The organism is Halorubrum ezzemoulense DSM 17463 (genome assembly GCF_002114285.1).
Taxonomy (GTDB): Archaea; Halobacteriota; Halobacteria; order Halobacteriales; family Haloferacaceae; genus Halorubrum; species Halorubrum ezzemoulense.
Map to the genome: position 1 here is coordinate 1 of NZ_NEDJ01000029.1, position 12,873 is coordinate 12,873.

Here is a 12,873-nt window from a genome sequence, read left to right on the forward strand (position 1 = left end):
TGGAACAGGCCGCTCGGACCTACGGCTTCCTCCGGTCACTGAACCTTACTGGGGCACCGATCCACAGTCTCGTGGACTGTATCGCTGTCAATGTATTCCGCTAGTTCCGCCAGTCTACCGAAGAGCGTGAACGTTTCAAACAGGATTTGAGATCCATAGTAGTAGGATTCTAACACATCTAGGGGCGGATCTGTTGAAATCCTCGGCCGCTAGTAGTTCGTCAAGCTCATGCCGAATACAGAGAGCGAATACAACACGATCCACTACACACACCAGATTTATTCGACTCCCAAGCCTCTCTAGAGTCATGAGTACAGACATCGACGACCCCGGCGATGAGGAGCCCATACTGCCGGTCAACATTTCACTGTCTGTTGGCGAGAGCGGAGACATGTGGATTGCTCGTGACGAAGACACCGGTGTCACGTCGCAAGGAAAGACCCGGGAGGCAGCGCTCGAAAACCTCGACGAGGCCGTCGCCGGCTATCACGGTGCTGGAGAGTCGCCGAGCGACGAGGAACTCCGTACGATGGGGATTAACCCGGAACAGAACAACTCTGGGTCACTGGACGAGTCTGACGTGTTCCAGTGACTGTATGGCACAAGGAACGTTTTCGGGCAAAGAGATCGTGAAGGTGATGGTGAACAGCGGTATCTACGAGTGGGACCGAACGAACGGTGACCATGCGATACTCCGCTGGGAACCGCCCGTAGACCACGATTCGGACGCGCGTACTGTTCCGGTCCCTCTACACGACGAGGTCAATATGGGAACGTTGCGGAGCATCGCCGAGCAGGCCGGCGCAAAGGATTTCGACGAATTCTGTGCGTGGATCAAGCGTAACAGGTAGCTCATACCAACCTCTTCGGTCCAGTGATGACCGACTGCTGAATTGTGATTGTGGCAGCAATGCGGGGTGGGAAGACACCGTAGTGCCGCCGTAAATAGCCGTATACGGGCTTCAAAGTCGAATTAAATCGCTATTTCTATTGTGTGGAACTCCCGGGAACTGGTGTATAGTATGAAAAAACACACCCCACGGTGCCGCCGTAACGAAAGCCACCGCTGCGATATTTGTTCAGCTACTGAGCAAGCAACCCTCCGTCGACAATGATTGGCTGTCCCATCACGTAGGAGGAATCCTCCGAACAGAGCCAAACGACTGTATTGGCTATCTCTTGGGGCTCACCGAGGCGTCCTGCTGGAATACCCGCAGTGATGCGGTCCATTTCCTCGCTGTTGTCCTCACCCGCCTGTTGGACCATTGGCGTTTCGATGACACCCGGACAGACAGCGTTGAACCGGATTCCATCTTCAGCGTAATCAACCGTTGCCCGTCGAGTCAGTCCAATAACACCGTGTTTGCTGGCCGCGTAGTGCGCGCTCCCGTTCGCACTCACGCCAGCGACCGAGGAAGTGTTAACAATGGCGCCACCACTCCGTTCAATCATCTCCGGAATCTCGGCTTTCAGACATCGCCAGACGCCTTTCAGATTCACGTCAATCATCCGATCCCACTCCGCCTCGTCATATTCAGCAAGGCGATTACCCTCATCTGCGATGCCGGCATTGTTGTGTGCGAAGTCAAGCCCGCCGTACTCGTCGAGTGCCGTCTGTACCATCGCGTCAACATCGTCAGAGTCGGTGACGTTTGTTTTGACGAACGTCGCTTCGCCGCCGTCACTCGTGATCATCTCAACTGTCTCCTGGCCACCTTCCTCGTCGATATCGGCGACAACGACTTTTGCTCCTGCTTCGGCAAACCGAAGTGACGACTGTCGACCGATTCCCGATCCACCGCCAGTGACGACCGCAACTCCGTCTTGTATTCCGTTCATAGTGTCTTCCACCACGCTGTTTCACGTGGAGTATTAAACATTAATAAACAACCATTATATATCTATCGGCAAGATTTCATACAAAGATAGTATGACTGCCTCTCCCTGAAAAATAATTTTACAGAGAAATAATCGGCTGATTTAGTTTTGAATTTTAATTGTCGATGTAATTGTCAAGAGATTCAAAAATGTGTGCGACCAGCAGGCGCGAGCCTGACGAAACCAACAAGTGAACCAAGAGATGAGAGTATGTAATGAACGCGTCACGACGAAACGTACTGGCAGCAACAGTAACCGGCTCCACACTCGGGCTCGCTGGATGTGGCGACCTCGCGGGCTCGGACGGCAACGTAACTGAACAGACCGATGCCGAGGAGGGCGGAACCGAGAACGACAACGAGGCGAGCGCAACGATCGCACTTGATGTTCAAGACGAGATTCAGGAAGCTCAAGAAGAAATTGGAACACGTGTTCAAGAGGAGAATCTCTCGCGGGAGGACGCGCAGGTAGAATTCCGTGACGCCCAGATAGAGATTATTTCGGCCGCGATTGAGGACGTGCGAACGTACGCAGCTGATGCTGAGGGGCTCACTGTCCAAAACACCAACGAGCAGGTAGGTGCGGTTCTCGTCAGCGGGCCGGCCGCGGCAGTATTAGGCACGCTTGATGCCGACCCAGTAAACTCGCTGCTATCCGCGTCTGATTTCCCCGCTCCTCAGGAAGGCGGACAGCCCAATGGGTCCTGATGAGGTCGAGTTTTTCAAAACCACATAGTGACCGTATCATCATCCGCGTTCGGTTAATCCCCAGCCGACAGCTCTGTGCGGTTTGAGTATCGGTCGCTCCTGCCGTGTACGCCCGGCTCAAGCAATCTTGGACCGCATAGGATATTACTGAGAGAATTAACCGAACACTAATAACCATATCACGACTTCGGCGACAGTTTTGAAATAAAACTGGCAAGACGCTAGTGTCAAAATAGCGTACAGGAAACGGGGTTTCTGAACAGTAAAATCAAATCTACAAGGCTCTTCCCGAACTCAGTGAAACACTACTATTCGCAAATTGATAGAACATTCCGTGATGAATACGGGGCGCGAGTCGGTCACTGCAAATTAAACCGTTTGTGTGGTTATCTGAGCCCGATCTCCTTGTGACGCTTGTACAGATAGACTACACCAGCCGGAATCGTGATTAGTTGCACGGCCGAGAACACAAACGAACCCAAGTGCAGTATAGCAACGCCGCCCCACAGCACTCGGTTTGGTATCCAGTCACATTCTTTCTGACGGAGTGCTCTGGTATCGAGATAGATGCAGAGTGAGTACAGTGGGGCTAGAAGGCCCCCGATTAGAACGGTCGCTACCACCGAGAGCAAGGAGTATAAGAATAGCAAGCCAGTCTCTGGACTGGAGGGCACGAGGCTGGGTGGAGAACCGGCCAGTGGTTCGCTCACCAACTGAAGAAGACTGTATGAGGCCTGCACTAGCACAAAAACCACGATGAAGAACGCGACTCCATACCACCATCGTGAATTGGTGGACCTATTGGAAGACCTTCCGGGCGACTTTTCGGACATAGGCTGTTGGAAAGAATGTGATTGTGGCCGGGCATGTAAATTGTGGACCGAGACCTCTGACTCGATACTTACGCAGACTACACCCTCTCTATTCAGCAGTCAGTAGCAGCCTATATCATATATCGAATAGTTGTTTCGCTAGGTTGGGCAAGAGCCATCTACAAATTGGCCTACGATTAGGCCTATAGATCAGTAGAGAGAACGCGACTGAATCGTCGGCTCAAAAACCGGATCCGCACCCGGGTCGGACTCGACGCTGCCCGTGACGTACGAGATCTTCTTGCGTTCTCGCTCGGCAGCTGCCGGACTCATTTCTCCGAGGTAGTGGTTCCGGAACGTCTCCCAGTCTTCCCACCCACCGAAGCTCATTACCACGGCGGGAAGGACACCACAGTCCCACAAGAGATGTCCGCCCCAGGTCCGTCGGAGGTCATGGACATCGAGATAAGTCCATCCCTGGTCACCAGTTGCCGCGTAGCGTCGCTCGCCAGCTCGCTTCACCCAGCGATAGATCGAGTTCGGCTCAACGCCGACAACCGGCTCGTCAGGATCACGCTCGTACGACAGCGTCCGAACAGAACTGGCGAGTTCTTTCGGGATCGGCGTCTCGCGATACTTCCCGCGTTTCGCATAGTCGTTCCAGACGCGGAGGAAGCCGTCGGGAGCGTGCGTGAAGTCGTTGCTGGTGACGCTGGCGATCTCCTCGCGACGGAGGCCGGCCTGAACGCCAAGTCGAAACGCAATCTCCTGCTCGGGGGACTTCGCCTCGTCGATGAGCGCTGCGACCTCGTCGTTCTCGTCGCTCTGGCTGAGCCAGACCCGCTTCCCGTCTCGTTTGGGGTAGTCGTCGAGCCTCATAGTAGGCTTAACTGAGAGATGCTACTAAAAACCGTGTGGAATGGGTGTCTGAGGGGGTCGATTTGACTGCGAGATCGGGCCTATCGGTAGGCGAATACCGGATGAAGCTACTCAAGACGAGTGATCGTCTCATTGCCTGATTCCTCTACCTCAATTAGCCCGTCATCATCTAAATCTGAAAGCAGATCTTGAAGCCATTCCTGTCCGTAATCGCCGTCTGGTGTATAGTCCACGCGAATTTTGTGTCCAAGGGTATCGAGACTCATCTCGTCGTGGTTACTGAGAACCCGAACAATACGACCACGGAACTGCCGCCGACTTCCTTCGAAACTCGGCTGTGTGGGCACATCGGGCGCGGTGAAGTCGCCAGTCTGGTAAGCATGACACCACTCGCGCCATGGACAACCCGCTTCGTCACAGCGGGGCTTCTTCCCACAGGCGACACCACCAAGTTCCATGATTGCGTTGTTCCAGACGCGGGATTCTCCGGGCGGCATAAGAGCGCTCGCAACGGTTTCGTAGTCTGGTTCATCAGCATCATGTATCTCCGAAAATGCCCGATACAGCACCCGCTTCACGTTGGTATCGACGACGGCGTCGCCATTGTTGAACGCGAACGACGCCACCGCGTTGGCGGTGTAGGGTCCGACGCCCATCAGCTCGCTCAGTCCGTCTGGGTCCTCGGGAAACGTCCCGTCGTGGTCGTCCTCGACCTGTCCGGCCGCCTCGTGGAGGTACTTCGCGCGGTTGTTGTACCCCAGCGAGTGGTCGGACCAGAAGGCGACCACGTCGGCTCGATCGGCGGCGGCTAGGTCGGCGGTCGTCGGCCACTCGTCGAGGAAGTCCTCCCACGCGGGGACGACCCGGTCGAGCTGGGTCTGCTGGCTCATCACCTCGCTGACGAGGATCTCGTAGGGGTCCTCTGTGCGGCGCCACGGGAACGCGCGGTGGTCGGCCTCGTACCAGTCGACGAGCGCGTCGCGGACCGCGTCGCGGTCGGCGGGGAGCTCCGGCGCGTCCTCGGGATCCCCCTCGCCGCTAGCGCCTCCGCCCTCGCTGCCGCCGCTCTCGCCCTCGGCGCGGTCGCCCGCACCGTCCGAGTCGGTCATATCCCCGGTCCGGGCGGCGGCGGTTTATCGGTGCTGGTCCCCGTCGGTGCGGGCCGGCGCCATCGTCCGCGGGTCGCGGTCGGGGCCGGGGTACTCCCCGCCGACCGCGTCCGGATACAGCTTCGCCGGGTCGAACACCGTCGCGAACGCGCGCGACTCCCGGACGCTCACGGGGAGTCTGTCGCGCAGCCCGGCCGCTGCCCCCGGCCCGGTCAGCGAGGGGTCGAGGCTTATCACCTGCATCGCGCCGCCGCGGTAGGCGGACGCCAGCGCGGGATGATCGCCCGAGGGCTGCGCGACCGGTTCGCGCCACGCCTCGACCGCGTCGCGCCAGTCTGCCGCTAGCTCTGGCTCCGCGAGGGACGCGATCACCGCCTCGGCGTCGTCGAGGAGCGGGTCGCTGGCGACGAGCGTCGTCCACGCGTGCGACCGGAGCGCGTCGAGCGCCTCACGGGCGTCGCCGCCGAGGAGGAGATCAGCCGCGAGCGCGTCCGCACCGGCGACGACGCGGGCCGGGCTGGGATCGAGGGGGTCGGTCACTTCGTTCCCCTCACCGCCGGAGTCGCCGTCGCCCCCGGAATCGCCACCGTTCCCGTCCGCCGTCGAGCGCACGGCGTCGAGCGCTCGTCGCACGTCCGCCTCGTCGAGGTCGCCGCCGAGCGCGGCCGCGCGCTCGAACAGGTCGCCGAAGGTCATGCCCGCCGGTCGTCGCCGCGGGCGTATCGTCCTTGCGGCCGGACGGAGAGGCCGAACGTTATTGGCCGCCGCGTCGAAGTCCGCCGCGTGACCGATCGCTCCTCCGACGATCCGACCGTCGCCGTCCCGCAGGTCCCGGTCGAGGACCTCGCTGTCGACGCGAACGCGAACCGACTTCGAGATCGGGCCGCCGACCTGCCGAGCGGCGTCGACCTCGCCGTGTTTCCCGAGTACGCGCTCACGGGGTTCGTGGCCGACGAACGGCTCCGGGAGGCCGCGCTGTCCCGGGACGTGGCGCGCGCACGGCTCGAATCCGTCGCCGAGACCGCCGGCCCGGCCGTGGTCGCGGGGTACGCCGAACGGGACGGCGACGCCGTATACAACGCGACCGCGTACGTCCCGCCGGGAGGGTCCTCCGAGGACGGCGGCGGAGAGTTCTCCGCCTACCGCAAGCGACACCTGTGGGACGACGAGGCGGAGTGGGTCGAGCCCGGCGGCGACCGCGTGATCGTCGAGACGCCCGCCGGACCGACCGGACTGCTGACCTGCTACGACCTCAACTTCGTCGCGGAGAGCGCGTGGTTCGCTGAGCGCGCGGTCGACGCCCTCGTCGTCGTCGGCGCGTGGCCCGCCGACCACGTCGCGAACTGGCGGCTCCTCGTCCGAGCGCGCGCGCTCGACGGGGTCAGGTGGACCGTCGGCGCGGGGCGCACGGGAACCGCGGGCGGCGCGCGTCCGGCGGAGGCGGCGACCTACGCGGGCAACTCCCTCGTCGTCCGCCCCGACGGCGCGGTCGCCGCCGAGCTCGGCCGGGAACCGGCGACGCTGACCGCGACCCTCGACCGAGACACGCTCTCCGCGCAGCGCGATCTGGTGGGGGCTGTCGACGACATCTGAAACTATTCTTTTCAGTTTCGAAAAAGTAGTTTTCTCAGTAGGAACTATTAAGTAGGTCGCGCGCGTATGTATAGTTGAAATGAGCACCCAGAAGCAGTCACGTCAGCGATACGGCGACGTTCACGAGAGCGAAGCGCTCCGCGTCCCCGAGGAGAAGGCAGAACAGCTCGTCGACGCGCTCAACAGCGACCTCGCGGCGACGTACGTCCTCTACCACCAGGTCAAGAAGCACCACTGGCTCGTCGAGGGCGCCGAGTTCCTCGGCATCCACGAGTACCTCGGCGAAGTCGCGGAGGACCTCGAAGAGGGCGCCGACGTCCTCGCGGAGCGCGCGCAGGCGCTCGGCGGCGTGCCGCTCTCGGGCGGCGCGAACTACGAGGAGCACGCACCGGTGACCCCCGAGGACGCCGACGCCTACGACATCCGGACGTCGCTGGAGCACGACCTCGAGATGTTCGGCGACATCACCGAGCAGCTCCGCGAGCACATCCAGCTCGCCAACAACCTCGGCGACTACAACACCGAAGAGCAGCTCCGTGACATCCTCGAAGACATCGAGGAACACGGCCACCACCTCGAGCACTACCTCGAAGACGACACGCTCGTCACGAGCGAGACGCTCGAGTAGACCGGCCCCGGCGGACTGCTTCCGGCACGTCCCGACGTTCGATTTTCCGCTTTTTCGCGCTACGTAGCGGCCGCACAGTCGACCGCGTCACCAATTGTACTTCCGATCGCCTCGCCGATCAGTCGAGGTCCGGGGCCCGCTCGCCCGCGGGGACGACGACCTCCAGCCAGTTCTCTTCCGGCGGCAGCGGACAGGAGAACGTCTCGCTGTACGCGCAGAAGGGGTTGTACGCGAGGTTAAAATCGATCGTGACCGCGTCGCCGTCGGCGAGCTCGCGCTCGGGTGCCAGCTCCATGTACCGACCCTGGTGGTACGTCTGCTGGCCGGTCGTCTTGTCGCGGAAAGGGACGAAGACGGCGCCGTCGTCGCCCTCCTGGCGGTAGCCCGCGAGCGTGTGCTCCGTCCCGTTAATCTCGAGCGCGAAGGTGACGATCCGGAGGTACCGGACCGGGTTGCTCGCGGTCGTCTCCATCTCGACCGGATCGGGGCCGTCGTGGACGGTGACGGTCGCCTCGACGCGGTAGTCCGGGTTCGGGGGAAAGTAGTCGAGCCCGTCGAACTCGTCCCGGTGTTCCGGGGGGATCGGCGACTGCGGGTGGTCGTCGAAGAACTCGTCCTTCTCCCGGCGGTTCGCGCGGAGCCGCTCGGCGTAGTCCTCGCTCATGCCCGGTCCGACGAGCGCCGGCGGTTTCAGGCTCGCGGTTCCGGCGCCGGTGTCTCTACCGCCGAAGCGGTCGCGACGCCGTCACAGCGCTTGGAGGTCGGCCAGACAGTCGTCGAGGTCGCGGTTCGACGTGGCCAGCGACACGCCGTCGACCCGGGCAAGGTCGGCGGCGTGGTCCCAGAGGTCGCCGTCCTCGATCCCGGGGAGCACGACGGCGTTCGGCGTCGGGCTCACGACCCGCAGCGCGACGAGCGGCGACTCGCCGCGCGTCACCCGGGTGAACACGAGCGCGCGGTTCGTCGACTGGCCGTACAGCCGGTAGAACTCCTCGCTGGAGAGCCGCGTGATCGCCTGGATCGAGTCGATGACGGTGTGGCCGTTCACGTGGTCGTGGTCGCCGCGGACGACCTCCGTCGCGCCCATCGCGTCGTAGAAGTCCGCCAGGGGGACCGCCGTCGAGTACTCGCGGAGGTCGTGGACGATGTCGCTCTCGAACCCGGCCGAGAGCACCCGAGCGTGCTGTCGGAGGCGGCCGCCGCCGCGGCGCTCGTCGATGTCGAGGAGTCCTTCGACGGTCCGCCGGACGACGCCGATCCCGGGGCTCTCGCGCCGGCCGCTCTCGTAGTCGGAGACGACTGACGAGGGGACGCCGAGCTGGTCGGCCAGCTCCGTCTGTGAGACGTCGAAGTCGGTCCGCCACTTCCGGAGCGTCGCGCCCGGGTCGTCGCTCAGCGTTATCTCGCCGGCGATCCGGCGGGAGAGCTCCTCGCGTGCGTCGCTCATGGCCTGAACGGACGACCGAACGCCGCGAAAGGGTACCGTTCGTCGCGCGTCGAAACCGACCGGAGCCCGGCCTGGGCGAGGACGCGGCCGCGGCTCACTCTAAGTACAGCGAGTAGACGATGACCGCGAACCCGATCGCCGTGAGGAGGCCGTCGACGGCGATGCCGACCGCGAGGTCGGCGCCGATAATCTGGTGGGAGACGCCGCCCAACAGCGCCCCGACGGTGACGATGCCGAAGCCGACGCCGAGTTCGCGCAGCGACCGGTCGCCGGTCCGGTCGTACGCGCGGAGCGCGTAGTAGGTGATACTGCCACCGAGCACTAGGATGGCGGTCTTTGCGACGATGATCGTCAGGTCGATGTAGGGAGTCATGTTTCCTCTCGTAGCTCCGACCACAGGTCGGCCAGTCGCTCGTCTCGGGTCCGCTCCGGCCGAGAGAACTCCACGTCGAACTCGCGGCTGCCCGCGTCGCCCTCGTCGCCGTCGCCGACCGAGACGGTGACGGCGTCGAACGACACCGAGTACCGCGTCGTGTGCTGTCCGTCCCGCCGGATGTCGGTCGACTCCGACAGCAGGGAGGCGTCGGTGAGCATCTCCAGTTTCCGGTAGGTCGTCGACAGGGGGATGTCGCACTCCTCGGAGAGTTCGCTCGCGGTCTTCGGCTCGGTGAGCGCCGCGACGATCCGACGGGCCGCGTCGTCGGCCAGCGCGTCGAGCACCTCGTCGACCGACGGCGGCTCCGGCTCTCGCGACGGGTCCCGCACCATGCGTGACGGTTCGGCCCCCGGGACTTAAACCATTGAATTTCCGCCGAGGCGGCGGGGCTCGCGGCCGCCACTCCTCCCTCTTTTGTGTGGCGCCGCCGTACGGCGATACCATGGACACGTGGAAGCGTCGAGTCGGCGGGTACATCGCGTTCGTGGCCGTCGTGCTCGTCTCCACCACCGTTTCCTACCGGTGGGGGATGCGGGTGTACGAGAACGACCCGCGCACCCTGATCGAGTCGTTCCAATTCGCGATCGAGATGTTCACGACGACCGGGTTCGGTGGCGACGCCTCGTCGTGGCAGACCCAGGAGATGCACGCGTTCATCGCCGTGATGGACCTGGTCGGCATGGTGCTTCTCATCGGGGCGCTGCCGGTCGTCGCCACGCCGCTCCTCGAGTCCGCGTTCTCGACGACCGTCCCCCGGTCGCTGGACGCGGACCTGAGCGGCCACGTCGTGGTCGCCTCCGACACCACGCGCTCCGACGCGCTCCTGGACGAGTTCGACTCGGCGGGGGTCACCTACGTCGTCGTCGAACCCGACCCGGACCGGGCGCTGGCGCTGTACGAGGCGGGTCACATGGTGATCCGCGCCGACCCGGAGACGACGGCGGGGCTCGAGAGCGCCCGCCTCGGCGCCGCCCGCGCCCTCGTCACCGACCTCCCGGACCGGGTCGACGCGAGCATTGTCCTCGCCGCGAAGGAACTCTCGGCCGACGTCCGCGCGCTAAGCGTCGTCGCGGACCCGAGCCGAGAGCGGTACCACCGGCTCGCCGGCGCCGACGAGGTGCTCTCCCCGCGGTCGCTGCTCGGCGAGAGCCTCGCCTCGAAGGTGACGACGGCGGTGCGGACCGACCTCGACGAGGCGGTCGCGGTCGGCGACCTGCGGATCGCGGAGGTATCGATCCACCACGGGAGCGGCCTCGCCGGATCGACGCTCGCCGGGAGTCGGATCGGCGAGCGTACCGGCGTCGACGTGATCGGTGCGTGGTTCAACGGCGCGTTCGAGGCGGCGCCGCCGCCGGACGCGACGCTGTCTGCGGGGACAGTTCTGCTCGTCTCCGGGACCGAGGGACAGGTGGAGCGGCTCGTGGACCTGACGAACGCGGCAGCCCGCCGGTTCGGCGCGGGCGAGACGGTCGTCATCGGACACGGGCAGGTCGGGAAGACCGTCGCGAACGCGCTCGAATCGGCCGACCTGCCGGTGACGGTCGTCGACCGCGACGGCGCCGAGGCGATCGACGTGGTCGGGGACGCGACGGAGCCGGACACGCTGCGGGACGCCGGCGTCGCGGACGCGCGGACGGTCGTCCTCGCGCTCCCCGACGACACGACGGCCGAGTTCGCGACGCTCGTGGTGCGCGACCTGGCGCCGAACGTGGAGCTGCTCGCGCGGGTCGAGGACGCCGAGAGCGTGCCGAAGATGCACCGCGCCGGGGCCGACTACGTGCTCTCGCTCTCGACGGTGACCGGGCGGATGTCGGCGTCGGCCGTGCTCGCGGACCGGGACGTGCTCTCGCTAGACACCCACGTCGAGGTCGTCAGGACCGAGGCGTCCGCGCTGGTCGGCCGGACGGTCGGACAGGCCGCCGTCCGCGAGACCACCGGCTGTACCGTCATCGCGATTGAACGGGGCGACGAGCTCGTCACCGACGTGGGCCCGGAGACGCGGGTCGAGCGGGGCGACGAGCTCGTCGTCGTCGGCACCGACGAGGGAGTCCGCGCGTTTGAGCGCGCGTTCGCGTAGAGCTGGGTTGGTTCGCCCGCTCGGCTCGCGGCGCTGACTCGGCCCGCGCCGCGGATTCGAGCGGGCTCGCGCCGCTGCTCCCGCTCGCGCCGCCGGTCTCGGCGCGACGAGTCGAACGGTTCAAGTATTCGCTGGCTGTTCGTATCCGTATGAAAGACCAGGGACGCTCCACGCGCAAGCGGACCGGCGGCCGACTCAAGCACGCCTCGAACAAGAAGCGCCACCAGCTCGGCCGCGAGCCCGCCGAGACGACCGTCGGCGAGACCCGACTCCAGTACATCGACTCCCGCGGCACGGAGAAGAAGGTCCGCGCCCTCTCGACGAACGTCGCGCAGGTCGCCGACGACGGCGAGGTCAGCGAGGCCGAGATCGAGAACGTCGTCGACAACCCCGCGAACGTCAACTACGCCCGCCGGAACATCGTCACGAAGGGCGCCGTCATCGAGACATCCGCCGGCCGCGCACGCGTCACATCCCGCCCCGGCCAGACCGGCCAGGTCAACGCGGTCCTGCTCGACTGAACGCGGCCTTTCTGAAGGTATTTCAGCCCGCACGCCCACCAGCGACGCGTGTACCTCGGCGTCGACGAAGCCGGCAAGGGACCCGCGCTCGGACCGATGGTCGCGGCGGCGGTCGCCGCCGACCCGGCGGACCTCCCCGCCGGCGTGGACGACTCGAAGCGGGTCGCGCCGGCCAGACGCGAGGAGATAGCGGCGGCCCTCCGGGGCGACCCGGCCGTCGCCGTCGGCGTCGCCCGCGTTGACCCCGACGAGATCGACCGCCCCGACACCGACATGAACACCCTCACCGTCCGTGGTCAGGCGCTGGCGGTCCGGGACACCCTCGCCGACCTCCCCGCTGGCGTCGCCGAACCGGTCCGCGTCGTCGCCGACGCGGGCGACACCAGCGAGGAGCGGTTCGCGCGGCGGCTCGGCGAGTTCGTCGAGGGCGACGGTGCGGACGGAGCCCGCGGCGACGATGGGACCCACCCCGCGGTCGACGTGACGGCCGCCCACGGCGCCGACGAGGACGACCCCGTCGTCGGCGCGGCGAGCGTCGTCGCCAAGGTGGTCCGCGACGCCGCGATGGCCGACCTCGACGCCACGTATCCCGACTACGACATCGGGAGCGGCTACCCGAGCGACCCGGCCACGCGAGCCTTCCTCGCCGCGTACGTCGGCGACCACAGGGCGCTACCCGACTGTGCGCGCGAGTCGTGGGCGACCTGTGAGGACGCGCTGGCGGCCGCCGAGCAGTCGGCGTTAGACGAGTTCTGAAAGCGGGCCGGAGCCGCTCGGCGCTCAGCC

General features: G+C 64.7%; 16 protein-coding genes and 1 pseudogene. 9 read left to right on the top strand and 8 right to left on the bottom strand.

Annotation, left to right across the window (positions count from 1 at the left end; translation table 11 throughout):
• From B9H04_RS18105 to B9H04_RS09490, 3 genes and pseudogenes are all read left to right on the top strand, one after another.
• Positions 1-104, top strand: a pseudogene (locus tag B9H04_RS18105) (IS1595 family transposase); the annotation flags it as partial.
• A 203-nt stretch (positions 105-307) separates the two neighbouring features.
• Positions 308-592: a type II toxin-antitoxin system HicB family antitoxin gene (locus B9H04_RS09485; protein WP_049933568.1), complete on the top strand. Its 285-nt coding sequence runs from the start codon at positions 308-310 to the stop codon at positions 590-592.
• A 4-nt stretch (positions 593-596) separates the two neighbouring features.
• Positions 597-851 (top strand): type II toxin-antitoxin system HicA family toxin, encoded by a 255-nt coding sequence (locus B9H04_RS09490; protein ID WP_049933566.1) that lies wholly within the window; start codon positions 597-599, stop codon positions 849-851.
• Between the two features lie 232 nt (positions 852-1,083).
• Here the strand turns inward: B9H04_RS09490 and B9H04_RS09495 are convergent, their stop codons facing one another.
• Positions 1,084-1,839 (bottom strand): glucose 1-dehydrogenase, encoded by a 756-nt coding sequence (locus tag B9H04_RS09495; RefSeq protein WP_049933570.1) that lies wholly within the window; start codon positions 1,837-1,839, stop codon positions 1,084-1,086.
• 254 nt (positions 1,840-2,093) lie between these two features.
• Here B9H04_RS09495 and B9H04_RS09500 point away from each other — a divergent pair, with 254 nt between their 5' ends.
• Positions 2,094-2,585, top strand: a complete 492-nt coding sequence (locus tag B9H04_RS09500) for a hypothetical protein (protein ID WP_080508780.1) — start codon at positions 2,094-2,096, stop codon at positions 2,583-2,585.
• A gap of 1,022 nt (positions 2,586-3,607) precedes the next feature.
• Here B9H04_RS09500 and B9H04_RS09505 read toward each other — a convergent pair.
• From B9H04_RS09505 to B9H04_RS09515, 3 genes are all read right to left on the bottom strand, one after another.
• Positions 3,608-4,276, bottom strand: a complete 669-nt coding sequence (locus B9H04_RS09505) for a site-specific integrase (protein WP_049931701.1) — start codon at positions 4,274-4,276, stop codon at positions 3,608-3,610.
• Positions 4,277-4,383: 107 nt separating this feature from the next.
• A complete protein-coding gene (locus B9H04_RS09510) occupies positions 4,384-5,385 on the bottom strand; it encodes an HhH-GPD family protein (RefSeq protein WP_049931699.1) in 1,002 nt (333 codons plus the stop codon).
• A 24-nt stretch (positions 5,386-5,409) separates the two neighbouring features.
• Complete coding sequence (locus B9H04_RS09515) at positions 5,410-6,081, bottom strand: DUF7384 family protein (RefSeq protein WP_049931697.1); 672 nt, start codon at positions 6,079-6,081, stop codon at positions 5,410-5,412.
• 87 nt (positions 6,082-6,168) lie between these two features.
• Between B9H04_RS09515 and B9H04_RS09520 the strand changes: the two genes are divergently transcribed.
• Together B9H04_RS09520 and dpsA are read left to right on the top strand one after the other, a co-directional pair.
• Entirely contained in the window at positions 6,169-6,978 is an 810-nt protein-coding gene (locus tag B9H04_RS09520) for a carbon-nitrogen hydrolase family protein (RefSeq protein WP_085682647.1), read from the top strand.
• A 79-nt stretch (positions 6,979-7,057) separates the two neighbouring features.
• Entirely contained in the window at positions 7,058-7,606 is a 549-nt protein-coding gene (dpsA, locus tag B9H04_RS09525; protein WP_049931694.1) for a DNA starvation/stationary phase protection protein DpsA, read from the top strand.
• 118 nt (positions 7,607-7,724) lie between these two features.
• Here the strand turns inward: dpsA and B9H04_RS09530 are convergent, their stop codons facing one another.
• The 4 genes from B9H04_RS09530 to B9H04_RS09545 all read right to left on the bottom strand — a co-directional run bounded on the left by B9H04_RS09530 (position 7,725) and on the right by B9H04_RS09545 (position 9,821).
• Positions 7,725-8,270, bottom strand: a complete 546-nt coding sequence (locus B9H04_RS09530) for a DUF1684 domain-containing protein (protein ID WP_049931692.1) — start codon at positions 8,268-8,270, stop codon at positions 7,725-7,727.
• An 81-nt stretch (positions 8,271-8,351) separates the two neighbouring features.
• Complete coding sequence (locus B9H04_RS09535; RefSeq protein ID WP_085682648.1) at positions 8,352-9,053, bottom strand: helix-turn-helix domain-containing protein; 702 nt, start codon at positions 9,051-9,053, stop codon at positions 8,352-8,354.
• A gap of 94 nt (positions 9,054-9,147) precedes the next feature.
• On the bottom strand, positions 9,148-9,426 hold the full coding sequence (locus B9H04_RS09540; RefSeq protein ID WP_049931688.1) for a DUF7521 family protein: 279 nt from the start codon (positions 9,424-9,426) through the stop codon (positions 9,148-9,150).
• The gene (locus tag B9H04_RS09545) at positions 9,423-9,821 is read right to left on the bottom strand and encodes an ArsR/SmtB family transcription factor (protein ID WP_049931686.1); all 399 of its coding nucleotides are present in this window, start codon (positions 9,819-9,821) and stop codon (positions 9,423-9,425) included. Before B9H04_RS09545 ends, B9H04_RS09540 begins: the two co-directional genes overlap by 4 nt.
• Positions 9,822-9,931: 110 nt before the next feature.
• Here B9H04_RS09545 and B9H04_RS09550 point away from each other — a divergent pair, with 110 nt between their 5' ends.
• From B9H04_RS09550 to rnhB, 3 genes are all read left to right on the top strand, one after another.
• Entirely contained in the window at positions 9,932-11,566 is a 1,635-nt protein-coding gene (locus B9H04_RS09550) for a potassium channel family protein (protein WP_085682649.1), read from the top strand.
• A 149-nt stretch (positions 11,567-11,715) separates the two neighbouring features.
• The gene (locus tag B9H04_RS09555; RefSeq protein WP_049931684.1) at positions 11,716-12,087 is read left to right on the top strand and encodes a 30S ribosomal protein S8e; all 372 of its coding nucleotides are present in this window, start codon (positions 11,716-11,718) and stop codon (positions 12,085-12,087) included.
• A gap of 48 nt (positions 12,088-12,135) precedes the next feature.
• A complete protein-coding gene (gene rnhB, locus B9H04_RS09560; protein WP_049931683.1) occupies positions 12,136-12,843 on the top strand; it encodes a ribonuclease HII in 708 nt (235 codons plus the stop codon).
• The last annotated feature ends 30 nt before the right edge of the window (positions 12,844-12,873 follow it).